Below are 18,974 nucleotides of genomic sequence, written 5' to 3' on the forward strand. Positions count from 1 at the left end.
AAGCCTATGAAATTATGATATCTGTTTTCTGTAATTAAGTACGGTTTAACCGTGGTCGAAGATACACATTCCGATCAATCCCAACGAAACAATAACACAGACCACAAACATAATGACCTCAGCCATACCTTCACCTCCTCGATCAACTTTATTTTATCAAAAAAATCGAATTACCGCTTTATCTATTATACATGATAGCATGTGCATTATACATCCTGAAATTCCCCCCTATTTTCCTTAGCAAACACTTTTTTTCACAAGAATGCCATATTGTTATGGCATTCTTGTGAAGTATTGAACAAACTATAGAAAAAACCTTAGATAGTAAAGTACACTATAACTGTAGCAAAGATCAACAGTACCTCACTAATCATGTGAAATACTGAACAAATTTACAAGGAGTGTTTAAGATGATTCAATGGCTTAGAGATAACCGAACCGCAGCAATTATTTTAACTGTTTTACGTGTTTACTTAGGGTACACATGGTTCATGGCAGGTATAGGCAAAGTAACAGGTGGATTTGAAACGGCCGGTTTTCTGAATGGAGCGATAGGTAAGGCCGAAGGTGCACATCCAGCTGTACAAAACTGGTGGGCAGTGTTTTTAGAAACTGTTGCCCTTCCAAATCATGAATTATTCACCTTTGTGGTCATGTGGGGAGAAGTACTTGTTGGACTCGGACTTATCATTGGATTATTCACCAACGCAGCTGCCCTAGGTGGAATCATCATGAACTTTGCCTTTTTGTTCAGCGGTACGATAAGCACAAACCCGCAAATGGTACTTTTGACCATTTTCGTTCTTATCGCAGGGGTGAATGCAGGTAAATACGGATTGGATCGCTGGGTTCTTCCACTTTTACAAAAACAAGTGATTGGCATTAAAAATAGACGTTTGGCTCATCAATAACATAATCATCCTGAGGATCTTTGATCCTCAGGTCTTTTTTTGTTTATTCGCAAACAGTTTGAGGTATCATGAAGGGAGAAACAAAGGAGGTACTTATGAGCTCTCTCATCTATCGATTCTTTATATTTTGGTACATTTGCGGTGTCATCCTGCTTGCCTTTGACCTCCTTCCTCCTTGGCTGGAATGGGCAAACAGTGTTTTCTTGATAACAGCTGGGATTGTAGCAGGTATCTATTTCTGTAAGCAATACGGGACCGCTGGTGGACTTACATACAGTTTGATAATCATTATCGTAAGTATCTATGTCGAACATCTTGGTGTTGCCTATAATTTCTTATTTGGATCTTATAGTTATAACACGAATTTCGGCATAAAAATTTTTGATACACCTTTAACGATTGGATTTGCTTGGCTTTTGATTATGGGGTGCTCGCATGAATTAGCGAAAGTTATTACCCAGGATATTGGAAAAACTGCAAGGCCGATTGCTTTTATTCTGGTAGGTGCATTGATTGCTGTTACAATGGACCTTATTCTTGATCCCGTTTCTTTTAAAGTTAAAGAGTATTGGTTATGGCAGGAACCTGGTTTTTACTATGATATTCCACTTTCTAATTTTATCGGTTGGTTTTTGCTTTCGTCCCTCTTTCACTTGTTCTTTATTCTATGGTCTCCACAATCAAAAACAAGAGAGAGAGTCTGGCCAAATCGCATGAGTCTGATGTTTGGACTCATTATCTTTATGTTTTGCCTAATCGCCTTCACAGGGGGAATCGCTGGCGCAGCCATTCTCGTAATCTTCCTCACTGCCTTTTGGTATGGAATGTATTTTTGGAGGAGAAAAGTATATGTTGGAAGCTAATAAAAGTTCATTTATAGAGTGGGGATTCAAACGCTTCAATCGGATCTTTCTCAAGGCTCACTTTAAAAATATTTGGTTGATGAAAACAGACTCCCCCCCTTCTCAAAAAACATTGTTTCTCATGAACCACTCTAGCTGGTGGGATCCACTAATGATCTATCATATTAATGACCGAGTTATCCAGTCTGATGGTTACGGTATGATGCATGAGGACGGGGTCAAACGATTTCCGTTTTTCAGAAAAATCGGTGCATTCTCTGTAAACCCTGCTCACCGCAGGCATTTAGTGGATTCCCTTCAGTACAGTTCGAAGCTTTTACATCAAAATAAAACAGTCTGGATGTTCCCTCAGGGAAGCGAGCAGCACTTGGAAAAACGACCGCTCCAATTCCTCTCAGGCATTTCTTATATCGTAAAAAAATGTCCGGAAGTTAATGTTGTGCCGATATCCCTGTATTATTCTCATGAGCATACAAGAAAACCAAATGCGTATATCAAAATTGGTCCTACACTAGATAAAGAATCTTATCTTGATCTAGGACGAAAAGATATGACTCAAGTATTTGAATCGGCAGCAACGGCTCAATTGAACAGTTTCCGTGAGCTTATCATTCAAGAGGACCATCGTTCTTTCGAAAAGATTTGAAAGAAAGCGAGGAATTCCATGTTATTTACTATTCTTTTAATTGTCACGATTCTGCTGAACATTTGGACGATCATCAACAGCCTTTTCCTACTGCCTTTGGTATCACCGAATCAATTATCAGCTTCCCCAAAGGTTTCCCTTCTTGTACCTTTAAGAAATGAAGAAGAAAATGTAGAAGGTTTGATCAAGTCATTGAAGAATCTGACGTATCCTACTGTAGAAGTTATTCTTTTGGACGATCACTCGACAGATGCGACATACTCCCTTCTATTAACTGAAACGGAGAAGGACCCTCGTTTCACCATTTATAAGGGAAAAGAGTTACCGAAAGGCTGGAACGGAAAAGTCCATGCTTGTCATCAACTTTCTCAAATGGCGAACGGTACATACTATTTATTCTTAGATGCAGACGCCAGAGTCGCTCCCTCCGTAATCGAACAGACGCTTGCCACTATGGAACGGCATAATGCCAGTATGTTGAGCGGTTTTCCTCATTACCCCAATAATCATTTTCTGAGCCATATGCTTGTTCCATTACAACACATGGTTGTCCAGCTTCACCTACCACTTGCTGTGGCAAACTTTACGAAACGCCCGCTCTTCACTGCTGCATGCGGTATCTTTATAATAATTGAGCGAGAAGTATATGAATTCATTGGAGGCCACGAGTCCGTAAAAGACTCATTAGTAGAGGATGTTCATTTAGCAAGAGAAGTGAAAAGACATGGATACAAGATGATACTCGCCAACATCACTCCTTCGGTTCTTTCCTATATGTACGATTCTGCAAAGGAAACGTGGGAAGGTTTCACCAAAAATATTTACACAGGGTTAGGTCGTTCAGTCCCCATGGTCATTGGGTTGTCCTTATTTTATTCTTTTGTCTTTCTCGTTCCAGTGGGCTTCGTTATTGTAGCTCTCATAGAAGAAAGTTGGCTATATATACTTCCTTACTTGCTCACTGTAGCATTTAAGATGTTTGTGGATGCAAGAACAGGACATCCGCTATGGCTTGCTCTTTTGATTCCAGTTTCAATCCTTTTACTCATTTCAATCATGATCTCTTCGATGCTTGTACATCTTAGAGGCCGTACTTATAAGTGGAAAGGGAGGTCTTACGAATGAAAGCTATTATAATAGGCGGTGGGCTTGGTGGTTTGTCAACGTCTGTCACTCTCGCCAAACATGGAGTAGATGTCAAACTTTACGAAAAAAATGACCACTTTGGAGGAAAAATGATGCCGGTAGATGTAGACGGTTATCACTTTGATTTTGGTCCAAATACAATTACGATGCCAGAAGTTTTTAAAGAAGTTGTTAGAACCGGCGGACTCGATCCAGATCAAGAGCTCCCTTTCACTAAGCTTGATTATCATACACGAAATCAGTTTAAAGACGGTACCGTGTTTGATTTTTCTACGGATAAGGCTTTTATGAAGGAGCAGATTTCCAGACTTGACCCTAAAGGCTATAAGAAGTTTGATTCTTTTTTGCAGGAGATTGAACGGCTATTTCACCTGTCTGAAAAATACTTTTTACATCGAACCTTTTCTGGCTGGAGGGACTATATTTCCCCTACTCTTACAAAAAGTATGACTCAAGTGAGACCTTTCCAGTCTATGGATCGTTTTTTTAAGCAGTATTTTTCAAATCCTCATATCTTGCAAGCCTTCAACCGGTATTCAACGTATGTGGGCTCTAGTCCATATAAGACGCCTGCCACATTTGCGATGATTGCTCATCTGGAATTAAATGATGGTGTTTATTACGTCAGAGGTGGCAATACAAAGATTGCCGAAGCTTTTGTAAAAGCAGCTGAAAAGCAAGGAGCAGCTTTACATACGAATGCCAGAGTAACTAGGGTCATAACTAGAGGAAAAAAAGCGACAGGTGTGGAATTAGAGAACGGAGAGATTGAAGAAGCAGATCATATCATCGTGAATGGAGATCTTTTGAAAGCTGTGCCTGAATTATTAGCGACTGAACCGCGTTCCCACTTATCCAATGAAAAGATTGCTTCTTTCGATCCGTCCATTTCCGCTTTCGTTATAATGGCAGGTTTGGATACAATGTTGAAGGATCTGCATCATCATCACGTTTTATTTTCTAAGGATTATCAAAAAGAATTTAAAGAGTTGAAAGCAGGCCACTACGCTGAGGAACCGACCATTTATATCGGAACCTCTTCCAAAACTGACCCTAAACTTTCCCCCGGAGGTGACAATTGTTTTATTCTAGTCAATGCGCCAGCTACGGGTAATCAAACCATTAAAGCGGAAGATTACAAAGAGTTGATTTATCACCAGTTAGCTGAGGCCGGGATACCACTTAGAGAACACGTTCATTTTGAAGACACCATGGGACCAAGAGAAATCGAGGACAAGTTCGGTGCTTACAAGGGGGCATTATATGGTCCTTCTTCCAACAACCGTATGCAAGCCTTTATGCGCCCGTTTAATAAATCACAGGACATTGATGGCCTCTATTTTTGTGGAGGGAGTACGCATCCAGGCGGAGGTTCTCCCATGGTTGTTTTAAGCGGACAGAATGTAGCGAATCAAATCTTAGGAAAAATCGTTCATATTGAATAGGGATGACCTTCCGTGTCTAGGCGCAAGACCTTAATGTAGCCCCATATTACATTTCCTAGACAAAGAAAAAGCAGATTATTGCATCTCGGCAATAATTTGCTTTTTCTCTTGATCTGACACATAATTTCTCTGATTAAATACTCTATAGTCATTTTTTCGAACAGAATGCAGAATAGCGCGGTACATTTTCGCTGCGCCACCGACTGGACCACGTGAATAGAGAGGATAATAAGGAATAGTCTTCAATGCCCTCGCGTAATAAACTTCCGCATCTTTGGCAAGCTCTTCCCATAGCTGGATAAAGGCAGGGGTGATTTTTTTATTATAAAGATCATAGTTGGTGTACTCATACTTCTCCATCAGATCGGAAGGAAGGTAAACTCTGTCCCGCTCAAGGTCTTCCCCAACATCTCGAAGGATATTCGTGATCTGCATGGCATAACCGAGTTCGATCGCACCATTTCGTAAAGCTCCCACTTTTCCCGGAGCTATAACAGGCAGAAGCATCAGTCCAACCGTACTTGCCACGTGATAACTGTAATCCAAAAGGTCCTCTTTTGTAGCGACCGGCTGTGGGTATAAATCCATTCGCTGACCTTCAATCATATCGTAGAAGGGTCTTGGATCCATCGTGAAGTGTGTAAACACATCTTCAAGCGCAATCCAAGCGGGATGAGTACTTGAAAGCTTCCCTTCCATAAACTGGTCAAACTCCTTAGCAAATAACTCCAGCTCTTCCCTGGGGTTCTTTCCTTCATCTACAATATCATCTGCCCGGCGGCAAAAAGCATAAATGGCCCAAACGGCTTTTTTCTGTTGTTTAGGTAACATGGCGAAAGCTTTAGAGAAGGTTTTGGAATGTTGTTCTATAATCTTGCGGCAATATTCGTATGCTTGATTTAAGTCCGTCATCACTAAACACCTCGCTTGTAATTATGCCTTTCAGCTGAATGATATTGCAAATGATTTGCCAGAAGCTTTGATCCTTGCATAACAATAGGAACTCCTCCCCCAGGGTGAATAGATGCTCCTACCGCATATACATTATCGAATGGATAGGGCTGCAGCTGTGGGCGAAATACTCCTGATTGAAATAGAGTCGGAGCAATTCCAAAGCTTCCTCCTTCATATAACCCATCTGCTTTGGCATCTTCTGGTGTTCTTACTTTCATCCAGTTGATCCGACTGCGGAGATCCTTAAATCCTCTTTCCTCCATTTGATTTAAGACATAATTAATTAGATCCTCTTTTCCGCTCCAATCCACCTCTTTTCCAACTGGAACGGGGACAAGGGTATAGAGCACTCCTTTTCCTTTAGGAGCAAGGGAATCATCAATTAATGATGGATGAAACGTATAAAAGGATGGATCATCGGGCAGCTGCTTTAAATCAAAAACCTGTTTCATGTGCAGATCAAAATTGGATGACATAAAAAATTGGTGAATTGCTGAATTCGGATAATTTTCGTCAAGCCCTATATAAATGAGCAAACATCCTGAGGAGGGTGTGTACTTCCGGTTTAGCCGCTTATCTGCCGGTAGGAGACGATCCATTGTAGGAAAATCCCCATTAAGAATTACCTCATCGATTGGTTGACTTAGTCCGTCAACGTTTACTGACTTTGCTTGATTACCTTCCAACTGAATGTTCTCGACTTCAGCATTCGTAAAAATGGACACTCCTCTAGATTTAAGGACCTCTACGATGATTTCCACCAGGTGAGCGTATCCGCCTTTCATATACCAGATTCCGTGGTCATGCTCACTATAAGAAACAAGGGAGTACATCGCTGGAGACTGCTGAGGATGACCACCAATGTATAGGGTTTGTAGAGTATAAGCTTCTACAAGGGCCTCATCTTTAAAATAGCTCCTCATCATTCTTTTGACATTCTGGTACGCTTTCAATCTCATAAGCGTGTGTAAGTTTTTCCTGGAGAAAAATTTTCGCTTATCCACAAAGGATTGTTCGAGAAATTGGGCTTTGCCTTGCAAGAAACGGACTTTCATGTCTGATAAGAAACGATCAAACCCCGCTTCGTTTCCAGGAAACCGCCTTTTTAATTCAGCCTTTTGCCGGTCAGGATCGGTATATTTATAGAAAGGCTCACCGTCTTTAAAATGAATCTTATAAAGTGGATCACAAGGGATAAGTGGGATGCTTTTTCGATCGATTCCTCCTTCCTCTAGAATACTTAAGAGCATTTCTGGAAGGAGCACAATTGTTGGTCCTTGGTCAACCTTGTAATTCCCATGTCTCTCATAGGTCAAACGGCCTCCAAGGTAAGCATTCTTTTCAAAAATGGAAATATGGCGGTCGTCATTTTTTGAGAGAATAAGGGCGGTTACCAAGCCCCCGATTCCACCTCCAACAATGGCTGTTTGTCTCTGGTTCATGAGGTTTTCACCTCCTTTTCTTTAATCCAACCTGTAGTAATTCTTGCTGATTCAAGGATCGTCGGCAGACCGCTTCCTGGATGAGTCCCGCCCCCAACAAGCCAGCAATGATCAAGTTCCTGAAAGCGATTATGAGGTCTAAAGTACATCATTTGAGATAGCTGATGCCCTAAGCTGAACGTTGCTCCTTTATGAACAAAGTGATTCGTTTCCCACTGTTTAGGTGTCAATACTTTCTCTGCAACAATGTGATTTCGGATGTCTGTGAACCCGGTCTTCCTTTCCAATTCATCATAAATCAGCTGCTTGAAAGTTTCTTGTTTTTCATCCCAATCGATTTCTGAATAATTGTTAGGCACAGGTGCTAATATATATACAGCTGAGTGGCCCTCTGGAGCAAGCGTATCATCGGTTACACTAGCATTATGGATATAAATAGAGGGCTCCTCTGAGAGCACTAAATCCTTAGTCATTTCGTTAACATTTTTTCTGTAATCTTCTGCAAAAAGAATCGTATGATGCGGCATGTCATAAAGCTTATCTAATCCGACGTAAATCATAAAAGTAGAGCAAGAATACTTCTTTTTCTCCAAATTACGCTTTGAGTATTTTTTCAGCACGTCATCCTCAAGCATATGCTGCATTGCATTGGCAAAATCAGCATTCACAATGACTTCATCAGCGTAAAAATCATCTCCAGAGTCTAGTTCCAAGCCGACGACTTTTCTTCCGTCTAACTTAAACTTTTGGACGCCGTTTGCAAGATGTATTTTTCCTCCATGTTCTTTAGTCACTTCGGCCATAGCTTTAGACAGCTGGTTGACTCCTCCTCTAGGATGAAAAACACCATATTCATGTTCCATGTAAGAGAGGATGGAAAAAGCTCCTGGGCATTCCCATGGTGACATACCTAGATATTTAGCTTGAAATGTAAAAGCAATTTTCAGCTTTTCATCATTAAAATACTGTGACAAAACATCATACACAGACTTACCTAGCGACAGCTTAGGAAGAGCTTTTAAAGAGCGCTTGCTTACATAATCCCTTAACCTATAATGACGCGTTTGCAGCAAAGGAAGCAGAGCCTGCATTTTTTCTCTTGTATCCTTCATGAAACGCTGATAACCCGCCTCATTTCCGGGGAAATGTTTAGATAAAACTTCGAGCATTTTTTTTCTATTTCGATACATAGGAACTCGTTTTCCATCGAATTGAAGTTCATACATTGGTGATAATTCGATTAAATCTAAGTAATCGTGAACGTTTCTTCCTGACGCTTGAAAAATTTCTTCGACAATATGAGGCATACTCAAGAATGTCGGTCCTATATCAAAGGTATAATCACCCAGAGAAAAATGCCCATTTCTACCTCCGACATAATTTTGCTTTTCAAATACATGGACATTGTACCCTTGAGATGCCAGCATCATAGCGGAGGCCAACCCGCCGGGTCCTGCTCCAACGACTGCGATGGTTTTCAAGAGCTTCACCTTCTTCCTCTTGTACATTAGTTATACAATAATTATACATAAATAATATGTAAAGACCGAATAAGAACTCTCTTTCAATGTGTTTTAGGATTAAATTCCACGTTCTTATGTCCCATTCCTTTACCCTTTTCTAGTTTTTTATAACCATCCTTACAGATATTGATCCATATAACTGGAATTATTATCAATTTCATCCATTTCATAAAATTAATTTGATCGGAAACAATATGAGCTAAGGAGGCTATGTTCATGTATGCCAATCAAAGAATCTCAGGGCCTTACTTTCCTTCCCATGCTGCTTCAGCTCCTGATCATGATCAAATGATTAATGAACAGCTTAATCATTGGTGTGAAGAAATTGACAGGTGTCCACACCGACACAATGAAAAAGTAAACAGCGGGATGAACCAGCGAAGCAGGATCATTAAGCTTGCTCCTACAACCTTCATGGATTGATAACCGACTAGGTATCTAACCATACAAATCCCTGCTTCTGTGCATAGGCTGAAATGTAAACAACAGGAGGTGAGCTTATGTACGGAGGCTATCCTTATTATGGAGGACGTCGTTGTAGAAGAGTCGGTGGTTATCGCGGAGGTTACCCTAACAACTTCGCCTTAATCGTCGTATTGTTCATCCTATTGATCATTGTGGGAGCAGCATTTTATTGCTAGGGACAAATAATTGAGGCCCATCCTCAGTATTGTACCTTAAAGAGATAAAGGAATTATGCTCAAAAAAAGTACACAGCCGTCGGGGGCTGTGTACTTTTTTCGTTTATTTTATTTAAACTAACCAATAATGATTCTTTCTTTAGGATAATGATACTTCCCTTTTTTCTTATCGTTATGGAAAGTAAATAAGAACGTTAAGATCCCTATCCGTCCTAAAAACATCAATAACATCAATACGGTTTTGCCGAAGACGGTTAAACCTGGTGTGATACCTAGAGAAAGCCCGACCGTTCCAAACGCAGAGGTCACCTCAAAGATGATTTCGTTCAAAGTGAAGGGTTCAGTGATCGACAAAGCAATGACAGCCAAAAAGCATAGGAATAGAGCCATCAATGTCACGACAACGGCTTTGTTAAGATCCTCATTATGGATTTCCCTGCGAAAGATCCTGATATGATTTCCCCCACGAGCAAATGTAAGGATAAAAATAAGCACCAACGCAAACGTCGTTGTACGGATCCCTCCCCCTACACTACTAGGAGATGCACCGATAAACATCAACGAAGACATAAATAGCTGGGTCTGTTCAGTGAATTGGTTGATATCCATTGTAGATAGACCACCACTTCGCGTTGTAATCGATTGGAACAAAGCATAAAAGAAGATTTCATGCCAGTCCTTATCTGCGAAGAAATTATTGAATTCAAGCAACACAATGATGATTGTTCCTAATACAACTAAAGCAAAGAAAGTGATTGTTGTTAATTTAGCGAACAATGAAAATTGGATCGTTTGCAGTTGATTATTGTTAAATAAATATTGTTTTAATTCAATTAGGACAGGAAAACCAATGGCTCCTGCTATAATCAATATCATATTGATAAATTGAACAAAATAATCATCTTTAAACGGAATGAGGGATTGACCTGTAATATCAAATCCGCCATTCGTCATGGCGCTAATTGTGCCGAAGAATCCCTGCAGGTAAGCTTCACCCGGTTCATAATATTGTAAAAAATAAGTTCCGAGCGTTAGGAAGCCTACAAATTCTATCAGTAATACTACTAGTACAATCTCCTGCACCATCCGAACCATACCCTGGTAACGTGTTTGGTTTTGGTCCGTCATGATCAAACGACGTTCTTTCAACCCTATTTTTTTACCGAGAACAAGCCAAACTAAAGTGCCCAGAGTCATTACGCCGATCCCGCCAAATTGAAGCACTAAAGCAAGAATAAATACGCCTGCTGTACTGAATGTATCTGCAGTTGGGACTGTAGTCAGGCCCGTTACACTCACGGCACTGACTGCTGTAAATAACACATCGATGAAAGCCATATTCACACCTGGTTTATGAGCCACCGGCAATGCAATAAGAATGGATGAAATGGTGACCGCAACCAAGTAGTATACTGCGATTAATTGAAATGGCGATAATTCATTGAGCCAACGCAGGCTTTTTCTTCTCACCCACATATAATATCTCCTTTAATGCTACTTTTTCTGGTTCATGTGTTCGAACACCATTTCTAATTATAGCAGGATGATTCTTTAATTTCTTTACTCCCTCTAAATTCTTCCTCTTTTTTGCAAAACGTTGGCGAAACGCGTCGAACATTATCTCGAATTGGACTCTGCCCCTCTTCGCTTGAATTCTTCTAGAAGCTCATCTCCCTGATATCCTTCATCAAGCAGTTGTTTAAGTGTTTTTTCAATGTATTCTTGCTGACGATCAACAATCGTTCCTATGAATATAATATTGATACGATTGCCTATCCTATTGAAATCAATAGGCTTGACGAGAAATGTAGCGGGACGGTTGCTTTGGGTAGTAATTTTAACCTGAACCATAATTTCTTCATCATTATCGTACATCGCTTGAAAAAACTCGTCATAATATTCATCTACAAAAGCTTCAATCACCCATCGGCCATGATCGTCTTCACGATTAATAATTAATCCGTCTTGTAGTTTGATCCGCCTTTGTGTGATGTCATCATTTTTTTCCTCTACAATATCCAAAGAAATTAATTTAAAGGTTTTCATAGGTAACCTACCTCCAAGGGCGAATTGTCATACTAATATTATAGGGTACAAAACCACTCTGGGCAAAGGGACGTTCGCCTATAAAAAGCCGAATTTCGAGCGGAAATCGGCTGTTGTTCATCCTCCTATATAGGACATTTCAATTTTCTTATCCTTCTGCGGTTTCTTTTGGGCCCGTTCCACAGAATATTGGTCGTCTCTTCCAGTCCATATTTTAATCAAGTGGGAAGTAATCTCCTGGTCGCTTTTGCCGCTTCTTATCATTTCACGAATATCGTACCCTGTTGAAGCAAACAAACAGGTAAACAACTGACCATCCGCTGACAGCCGTATTCTTGTACAGCTGTTGCAAAAGGCATCGGTTACAGAAGAAATGATTCCGATTTCTGCACCACTATCCTCATACCTATACCTTGAAGCTACCTCACCGTAGTAATTCGCATCAAGTGGAACTAACGGCATCTCCTTATGAATATCTTCAATAATTTTCTTCTTCGAAACTACTTCGCTCATATTCCAACCGTTATGGTTACCAACATCCATAAATTCAATAAACCGTAACGTGTCACCTGTTTTTTTGAAATAGCGGGCCATCGGCAGAATCTGGCTCTCATTCATGCCTTTCTTTACAACCATGTTAATCTTGATTTCAAGACCTGCTTCCCTGGCGGCTTCAATTCCTTTTAATACAGGTTTCGTTTTTACTCCTCGTCCATTAGTTATCTTAAAAACTTCGTCTTCTATGGCATCCAAACTGATATTTACCCGTCGCAAACCAGCTGCTTTCAACTTTTTAGCCTGTTTAACTAAAAAAACAGCGTTTGTCGTAACGGCTATATCCTTAATCCCTTCGATTTGATTCAATCGATAGATTAACTCATCCAAATTCTTTCTCATTAACGGCTCTCCGCCGGTCAACCGGATCTTTTCTACGCCGAATTGAGCAAAAATTTCTACCAGACGGATGATTTCATCAAAGCTTAACAGTTCGTCTTCATGCATAAATCGGTAATCTTCTCCGAATATCTCAGCTGGCATACAGTATGTACATCTAAAATTGCATTGATCGATTACAGATATCCTCAAATCCTTCATCGGACGGTCGTATTGATCCAATACATAATTACTCATAACCTTGACTCCTTTCCTCTAAGGTACTTAGAAATGCTCCTGTCCATTAGGATGCTCCAGCAATAGAGCTTCGACTGTGGCTCCTTTTTCAAATCCCCTTGTGCCAGCAGGCAACATAATAAAAGCATCCGTACGAGCAAGCGAGGTAACTATAGCAGATTTATCGATTCCAGCTGGTTTTACTACTACTTTCCCTTCTTCGTAGTCGATAAATCCTCTAACAAAACGAGTGAATGGATTAGGCTTTTTAAAGTCATTGCCTAAGGTAGCCTGTATGTGCCGATGATGGATATCCTTCCTCCCCAAATAACTTTGAATGAGCGGATATGTAAACAGTTCAAATCCTACGTAACAGGCGGAAGGGTTGCCGGACAGTCCGAACAGCAGTTTTTCACCTGAAAGAGCTACAGTCGTGACGCTTCCGGGTCTCATCGCTACTTTATTGAAGAGAACACTCGCATTTAATTTTTCATAAATGGCCGGCATGAGGTCAAAATCTCCTACTGACACACCTCCTGTAGTTATTAACACATCTACTTCAGCTAAAGCATTATAAACGGCCTCAAAGCACGTATTAAAATCATCCATTAGTTTGCCATAATAAGACGCCTCTCCTCCTGCTCGCTCAATTTGGGAGACAATCATATAAGCATTCGAGTTTCGAATTTTTCCGGGAACCAGTGGTTCGCTCACTTCAAGCAGTTCAGTTCCTGTAGCAAAAATCCCAACCTTTGGCTTTCTATATACAGAGACTTCTGAATAACCAAATGTGGCAAGTAACGCCTTTACTCCAGGATTGACTTTGGTCCCTTCTCTAACAAGACATTGCTCCTTACTTGTTTCCGATCCTTTTGGTATGATGTTTTGGCCTTTTTCTAGAGGTCTCTTTAAAGTCATCCATGCTTGTTCATTCTTTTCATAAGTCTGGCAGATCTCAAACATGGCTACACAGTCAGCACCAACCGGAATCTCTGCACCAGTCATAATACGGATAGCTTCCCCTTTCTTAAGAGGGCGGCTTGCAAGATGACCGGCACCCACGGTTTCAGTCACAACGAACTCTCCAGGGTTTTCTCTCGATAAATTGATTGTGTCTTCGGACCTCAATGCGAAACCATCATAAGGTGATTTATCGAATGGAGGTATTGGATGAGTAGCAAGGATATCCTCTGCTAAAATCCTCTGGTCACTTTCACTTATATCCACTTTGTCTATTTCTCCTGTCTTTTTATGCTCCATCACAAGCTCTACGGCCTCTTGAACCGGAATCGGTTTTCTATGTAAATTCATCTTATTCAGTCCTTCAATTAAGTTATTGATCTTTCATTGACCATAACGAAGTTGTCCCACTTTTTCAAAGGTTTTGATTTCAATTACTACCTATTTTTAACTCGATATGGGTTCCGTTCATTAAATGAGAAAGATGCGTCAGGGAACCGGCTCACTAACCATGAACGTAAGTTGAACCTCCAAAACTAAAAACTCCCCGCTCATTAAGCAGGGAGTTCTATTTACAATTGCTTGTGTTTCATTTTTATTTCATTAATGCGATTACTAATCAAACGGGCGCGTTCAGCATAACGATCTCTAGCTTCTGGGGCCATTTTCTCAATGGAAATCGCAAAAATCAAAAAGTTAATTCTCATCGTATTTTCCTCCTATGTGGTTGTCACTAAGCGGTATCCTTCTCCACATTTAACCAATTCATAAATTCAATTCTCAATAGTTCAGCCATCGGTTACACTCCCTTTCTTAGATGATATTTTTAGTCATTGCTTTACGGTCAAGCCATTGGTCCTGGGCACTCGGCCGGTAACCGGGGAGTGGTGAGTAATGTTGTTTTTGACGACGGTTCACACGGACAGTAAAAATAAAAAAATGAATTGTCATAATCTTTATACCTCCTTTTAATTGTAAATTTATATCAAAAGAGTAAAAATACCCTTTGATTCCATATGAAAAAGCCACAGGTGTCCTGTGGCTCTGCTTTAAAGACGCTCCAATATTAAGGCGCAAAAAAGCCACAGGAATACAATATGCATCACCTGCGGCTGTTATGAACCTATTTTTAAGAAATTTTATTAGGATCTAATAAATAGCGCAGGTCGATTTAGTTGTACAGTTTGAATCCACGTTAAAGTGTTCATCATTGGTTTCGACCTCGCTTTCTGAGAATTTTTTCTTTCACTGGAAATTATATAAGAACCTTATCTTAAAGTAAAGCCCAATTTTCAAAAAAGTCATACAAATTATCATCCTGCCTGGCCGTCATAAAATTCCTCGATTTTAAGATCCAGCATATTAAGCCGCTGAATTGCTTCACTTTTATCCATGTTTTTGTAATGATGCAGTCCCAAAGGCTGTTCGTCCTTTTCATCCGCTTTTGCCACCACGTCCTGTAACTTGGTTCGTTTATCATCCAATTCAAATGGCAGATAACTATCCGTATGCAGTAGTACAGCTAAGGAAACTTCTTTTGCTACTAATCGATCCTCTCCAAGACGAATCAAAAGCTTGTGTGCACGTTCTGCTCCTTTAATGGCATGAATATCATGTTTCCTGTACTCTTCATAATCCCATTTTCCATCCCGATACCATTCATAGTGACCCATGTCATGCAGCAGAGCTGATTTAGTTGCAAGATCAGGATCCACTCCTGCCTTTAACGCCATGTCAAACGCATATCCGCTGACGGTGACCGCGTGATGAATGCCTGATCGTTGTAAGTATTTCTGAGTAATTCTGTGCTTAAATACGTCAACAAGTGTGACTCGTTTCATCCGATCACCTCCAATTTTTATAGATGATACCATCTTCCTATAGACTTCACAAGTAATAGCAAGCCGCCGACCAGGCAGGTTTATGATATGAAAAGGTAAGGTAAAACGAAGTGAGGAGGGTTTATACTATGAATTTTGAAAAAGAAACGGTACTTATTACAGGTGCAAGTAATGGAATTGGACGCGGGCTAGCTTTATCCTATGCAGATCGAGGAGCAACAGTGATTACTTGCGATATAGACGAAGAACGTGGACGTCAGTTGATTGGAAAAATTAGAGAAAAAGGTAAAGAGGCCTTTTTCTTCTCATGTGACGTTCGCAACCCAGACAATATAGCAAATTTATTTCAAAGAATAGATGAGCAAATCGGTACCATTACGATTTTGATTAACAATGCGGGAGTTAGCACATTTACTTCTATGTTTGAACTTGAAGTGGAGGATTGGGAAAATATCATCCATACAAATCTAAGGAGCGCATTCCTTTTTTCAAAACACGCGAGTTTTCGGTGGAAAGAAAAGAACATACAAGGGAGGATCATCAACATGGCTTCAACAAGAGCTTTCATGTCAGAGCCTGATTCTGAAGGATATGCAGCAACTAAAGGAGGGCTTGTGGCCTTGACTCATGCAATGGCTGCTTCCCTATCCCAGTTTGGAATCCGGGTAAACTCAATCAGCCCTGGTTGGATCCAAACGAATAAATACGACCAACTTCGTGGGATTGATCATACACAACATCTATCGAACAGGGTAGGGAAAGTAGAGGATATCGCCAAAGCCTGTATGTACTTAACAGAGGCGGAAAATGACTTTGTAACTGGGGAAAATATAGTCGTTGATGGAGGCATGACTAGAAAAATGATCTACGAGCATTAAACAATAGAGGTTTAATACAAGTTTTGTCAGGGAAGGGATATACCAACAAATAACATCGGAGGTGATGGCAGTGGCAGAATTAAATTCATATGAAATTCTCTTGCATCAACCTTTAAAGACAAACCAAATTATGAGAATGTACAAATGTATCAGTAAACATGGATGTGACATTTACCTGCACCAAAATCACTTAATCGCTGATGGAGGTCATTTACCGAAGCTTTTATCTTTTTTCTTATTTGTAGACCTTCGCGAACCGATTTTGATGATTATTGATGGCGATAACGTTGGGGCAGCTTTTGAGGAAATTCAGAATTGTTGGGCAGAAAATATTATCTCTACGACTTGCCGTAGGAAATATTCTGGAATTATGGCGAACAGCAATACTTCCATTTTAGTATAATACTTGTCCAGAGGATAGCCCACAATAAGCATACTTAGAGTAGATAACGAACAAGATTGAAACCCACTTACTTTTTCATGAGGAGTGGGTTTCTGTTTTTCCGCACTCACGCTACACTAATAGTAAAAGAATTAAGAAAAGGAGAGATACCAAATGTATGATATAGCGATTATAGGCGCGGGTCCAGCAGGAGCAAGTGCAGGTCTCTTTGCTGCAAAAGCAGGAAAAAAGACCGTAATGTTTGATAATGGAAAAAGTATCACGGCAAAAGCCTGGGTTGAAAATCACTATGGAGTTGAGCCGATTGAAGGGCCAAAGCTCCTTGAATCTGGACAGAAGCAAGCAGGAAAGTTTGGCGCAGAGATAGTTAAGACCGAGGTCAACTCGATCGAGGAAAACGGAGCTATGTACTCTATTGAAACTCAAGAAGGTACCTATGAAGCAGAACACGTAATTTTTGCTACAGGAATGTCTGTCAAGCTAGCTGAAGAGTTTGGACTAGAGGTTATCGATGGAGTTGAACCACGTGTAGCCAAAATCATCAAGGTAGATGAGCATGGCCATACTTCCTTCCCTAAAGTATGGGCAGCGGGAACCGTAGCTGGAGTCAGTGTCCACACGATTATCACTGCGGGTGATGGGGCCAAAGTCGCTGTGAATGTAATTAGTGAATTAAACGGAAAGCGGTATGTCGATCACGACATTATGAAATAAAAAAACAGCTAAAGATATTGATCACTTCTCTTTAAAAACTCAAAAAAGAAAGCTATCCTCACTAATTCTGGATAGCTTTCTTTAATACGAATCTTTATAAATTAGCAAGGCCGACTGCTTCAATGAAACGACTTCCCTCCCCTCTTTATTCATTTTGTACGCCGCTCTTGCACCAAGTTCATAAGTTCAAATTCGTTTAACATTCTTCCTTCACCTCCATTTATATTGACAAGTATTAGCGTGGACGTCTTTGTTCAACATCAAGACTTACTTCATATTCGTTCCACATATTCACTTTCACCACCCTTTTTTTATCTTACTTAAATTATAGACGCCGACTTCCTTTTCTATAACGGTCGACCGGGTGATTCTTGCTCAGTCCTTAGACCGAAAAAAATCCCACCTCCTGCCTTAGGAGATGGGATTTTTTTTTACTTTATCAATCAAACCAACCTTTATTCTTGAACCAACGGTACATTCCATAAGCTATAGAAATCATGACTACCCAAACCACAAAATAGCCATAATCTGTCTTCAACTCCGGCATGTTCTGAAAGTTCATACCATAAATGCCGACGATAAACGTCAACGGCATGAAAATGACTGAAATAACGGTCAGGATTTGCATTGTTCGATTGGTTTGATGCGAGTTTAGAGATAAATAGCTGTCACGAATATCCTGAGTCATTTCCCTGTTGGAAGCTATCATGTCTGCTACTTTGATCAAGTGATCGTGAATATCAGCGAAATATTCTTTACGTTCTCTTACACCGTCCAAATGATGAGTATTCAAAATTCTATAGAGCAAATCTCTCATAGGATGGACAGTTTGCCTTAATGTAAGGAGTTCACTTCTCCTGTCAAACAGCTCATCCAGCAGCATTTCCATAGATAAGTTTCGTCTATTATCTTCAATTTCGTTAATATGATCCTCGATTTTGTACATAATTGGAAAATAATGATCGACAACTTTATCCAGAATTTGATAAAAGATAAAAAATTCGTCTACCTCATCCATTGAACTCTTTTTCAAAATCCTCCTCGCGGTCTCCAAGGCAGGTGCTGGCTGCTTATGGAACGTAACGATCGAGCATTTCCCCATAAAAATATCAATTTCTTCTCGAAGAAGTTCAGCTTGATTGACAGCATGGATGACGAAAAATGTATGGTCGTCATAATAATCAAGTTTCGGACGCTGAAGATTATGCAGACAATCTTCAATGGCCAGCGGGTGAAAGTTGAAATATGTATCCAGCAGCTTTACTTCTTCATCGGTTGGTGCCTCAAAATCCACCCAGTACCAATCCCAGTCCATTGCTGTCAGTTGATCAAGAGAAAGCCCTTCTCTCAATCCTTCTGTTTTTGAATAAGCCGTGACATGTATCATACCATCATCCTTTTTATGTAACCTTCTACAAGTTATACCCTCTTCAATTGAGAAAAAAACACAA

20 protein-coding genes and 1 pseudogene are annotated in these 18,974 nt (G+C 40.2%); 10 read left to right on the plus strand and 11 right to left on the minus strand.

All coding sequences use genetic code 11. The features are described from left to right. The first annotated feature begins 410 nt into the window (after nt 1-410). The 5 genes from ACRYKC_RS03170 (at nt 411) to ACRYKC_RS03190 (ending at nt 5,011) form a co-directional block, all read left to right on the plus strand. On the plus strand, nt 411-911 hold the full coding sequence (locus ACRYKC_RS03170) for a DoxX family protein (protein ID WP_433805219.1): 501 nt from the start codon (nt 411-413) through the stop codon (nt 909-911). A gap of 95 nt (nt 912-1,006) precedes the next feature. Then, a complete protein-coding gene (locus ACRYKC_RS03175) occupies nt 1,007-1,774 on the plus strand; it encodes a carotenoid biosynthesis protein (protein ID WP_433805220.1) in 768 nt (255 codons plus the stop codon). Further along, complete coding sequence (locus ACRYKC_RS03180; protein WP_433805221.1) at nt 1,761-2,420, plus strand: lysophospholipid acyltransferase family protein; 660 nt, start codon at nt 1,761-1,763, stop codon at nt 2,418-2,420. Before ACRYKC_RS03175 ends, ACRYKC_RS03180 begins: the two co-directional genes overlap by 14 nt. 18 nt (nt 2,421-2,438) lie before the next feature. Then, nucleotides 2,439-3,545 (plus strand): glycosyltransferase family 2 protein, encoded by a 1,107-nt coding sequence (locus ACRYKC_RS03185; protein WP_433805222.1) that lies wholly within the window; start codon nt 2,439-2,441, stop codon nt 3,543-3,545. Continuing rightward, nucleotides 3,542-5,011 carry a phytoene desaturase family protein gene (locus ACRYKC_RS03190; protein ID WP_433805223.1) on the plus strand — a complete coding sequence of 490 codons (1,470 nt, stop codon included), beginning with the start codon at nt 3,542-3,544 and terminating at the stop codon, nt 5,009-5,011. Before ACRYKC_RS03185 ends, ACRYKC_RS03190 begins: the two co-directional genes overlap by 4 nt. A 75-nt stretch (nt 5,012-5,086) precedes the next feature. Here ACRYKC_RS03190 and ACRYKC_RS03195 read toward each other — a convergent pair whose 3' ends face one another. Genes ACRYKC_RS03195 through ACRYKC_RS03205 form a run of 3 tightly spaced genes read right to left on the minus strand, consistent with a single transcriptional unit; the run spans nt 5,087 to nt 8,888 of the window. Then, nucleotides 5,087-5,923: a phytoene/squalene synthase family protein gene (locus ACRYKC_RS03195; RefSeq protein WP_433805224.1), complete on the minus strand. Its 837-nt coding sequence runs from the start codon at nt 5,921-5,923 to the stop codon at nt 5,087-5,089. A gap of 2 nt (nt 5,924-5,925) precedes the next feature. Continuing rightward, on the minus strand, nt 5,926-7,407 hold the full coding sequence (locus ACRYKC_RS03200; protein ID WP_433805225.1) for a phytoene desaturase family protein: 1,482 nt from the start codon (nt 7,405-7,407) through the stop codon (nt 5,926-5,928). Continuing rightward, nucleotides 7,404-8,888: a phytoene desaturase family protein gene (locus ACRYKC_RS03205; RefSeq protein WP_433805703.1), complete on the minus strand. Its 1,485-nt coding sequence runs from the start codon at nt 8,886-8,888 to the stop codon at nt 7,404-7,406. Before ACRYKC_RS03205 ends, ACRYKC_RS03200 begins: the two co-directional genes overlap by 4 nt. 258 nt (nt 8,889-9,146) lie before the next feature. On the opposite strand from ACRYKC_RS03205, the gene ACRYKC_RS03210 reads away from it, so the two are divergent. Beyond that, complete coding sequence (locus ACRYKC_RS03210) at nt 9,147-9,353, plus strand: hypothetical protein (RefSeq protein ID WP_433805226.1); 207 nt, start codon at nt 9,147-9,149, stop codon at nt 9,351-9,353. A gap of 137 nt (nt 9,354-9,490) precedes the next feature. Then, nucleotides 9,491-9,571 (plus strand): annotated as a pseudogene (locus ACRYKC_RS03215) (YjcZ family sporulation protein); the annotation flags it as partial. A gap of 117 nt (nt 9,572-9,688) precedes the next feature. Here the strand turns inward: ACRYKC_RS03215 and ACRYKC_RS03220 are convergent. The 7 genes from ACRYKC_RS03220 to ACRYKC_RS03250 form a co-directional block, all read right to left on the minus strand. After that, the gene (locus ACRYKC_RS03220) at nt 9,689-11,047 is read right to left on the minus strand and encodes a TrkH family potassium uptake protein (RefSeq protein ID WP_433805227.1); all 1,359 of its coding nucleotides are present in this window, start codon (nt 11,045-11,047) and stop codon (nt 9,689-9,691) included. Nucleotides 11,048-11,188: 141 nt separating this feature from the next. Next, nucleotides 11,189-11,617 (minus strand): YwpF-like family protein, encoded by a 429-nt coding sequence (locus tag ACRYKC_RS03225; protein WP_433805228.1) that lies wholly within the window; start codon nt 11,615-11,617, stop codon nt 11,189-11,191. Nucleotides 11,618-11,734: 117 nt separating this feature from the next. Further along, on the minus strand, nt 11,735-12,748 hold the full coding sequence (moaA, locus tag ACRYKC_RS03230) for a GTP 3',8-cyclase MoaA (RefSeq protein WP_433805229.1): 1,014 nt from the start codon (nt 12,746-12,748) through the stop codon (nt 11,735-11,737). Nucleotides 12,749-12,775: 27 nt separating this feature from the next. Then, on the minus strand, nt 12,776-14,038 hold the full coding sequence (locus ACRYKC_RS03235; protein WP_433805230.1) for a molybdopterin molybdotransferase MoeA: 1,263 nt from the start codon (nt 14,036-14,038) through the stop codon (nt 12,776-12,778). Between the two features lie 221 nt (nt 14,039-14,259). Further along, the gene (locus ACRYKC_RS03240; protein ID WP_433805231.1) at nt 14,260-14,394 is read right to left on the minus strand and encodes a hypothetical protein; all 135 of its coding nucleotides are present in this window, start codon (nt 14,392-14,394) and stop codon (nt 14,260-14,262) included. A gap of 106 nt (nt 14,395-14,500) precedes the next feature. After that, complete coding sequence (locus ACRYKC_RS03245; RefSeq protein WP_433805232.1) at nt 14,501-14,638, minus strand: hypothetical protein; 138 nt, start codon at nt 14,636-14,638, stop codon at nt 14,501-14,503. A gap of 362 nt (nt 14,639-15,000) precedes the next feature. After that, nucleotides 15,001-15,528: an HD domain-containing protein gene (locus tag ACRYKC_RS03250; RefSeq protein ID WP_433805233.1), complete on the minus strand. Its 528-nt coding sequence runs from the start codon at nt 15,526-15,528 to the stop codon at nt 15,001-15,003. Between the two features lie 128 nt (nt 15,529-15,656). Between ACRYKC_RS03250 and ACRYKC_RS03255 the strand changes: the two genes are divergently transcribed. The 3 genes from ACRYKC_RS03255 (at nt 15,657) to ACRYKC_RS03265 (ending at nt 17,523) form a co-directional block, all read left to right on the plus strand. Then, the gene (locus ACRYKC_RS03255) at nt 15,657-16,406 is read left to right on the plus strand and encodes an SDR family NAD(P)-dependent oxidoreductase (protein ID WP_433805234.1); all 750 of its coding nucleotides are present in this window, start codon (nt 15,657-15,659) and stop codon (nt 16,404-16,406) included. Between the two features lie 64 nt (nt 16,407-16,470). Then, nucleotides 16,471-16,809 (plus strand): hypothetical protein, encoded by a 339-nt coding sequence (locus tag ACRYKC_RS03260; RefSeq protein WP_433805236.1) that lies wholly within the window; start codon nt 16,471-16,473, stop codon nt 16,807-16,809. 153 nt (nt 16,810-16,962) lie between these two features. Then, the gene (locus ACRYKC_RS03265; RefSeq protein ID WP_433805237.1) at nt 16,963-17,523 is read left to right on the plus strand and encodes an FAD-dependent oxidoreductase; all 561 of its coding nucleotides are present in this window, start codon (nt 16,963-16,965) and stop codon (nt 17,521-17,523) included. Nucleotides 17,524-17,962: 439 nt separating this feature from the next. Here the strand turns inward: ACRYKC_RS03265 and corA are convergent, their stop codons facing one another. Further along, entirely contained in the window at nt 17,963-18,910 is a 948-nt protein-coding gene (corA, locus tag ACRYKC_RS03270) for a magnesium/cobalt transporter CorA (protein ID WP_433805238.1), read from the minus strand. Between the last annotated feature and the right edge of the window lie 64 nt (nt 18,911-18,974).

The organism is Halobacillus sp. A1-3 (genome assembly GCF_050971765.1).
Lineage (GTDB): Bacteria > Bacillota > Bacilli > Bacillales > Halobacillaceae > Halobacillus > Halobacillus mangrovi_B.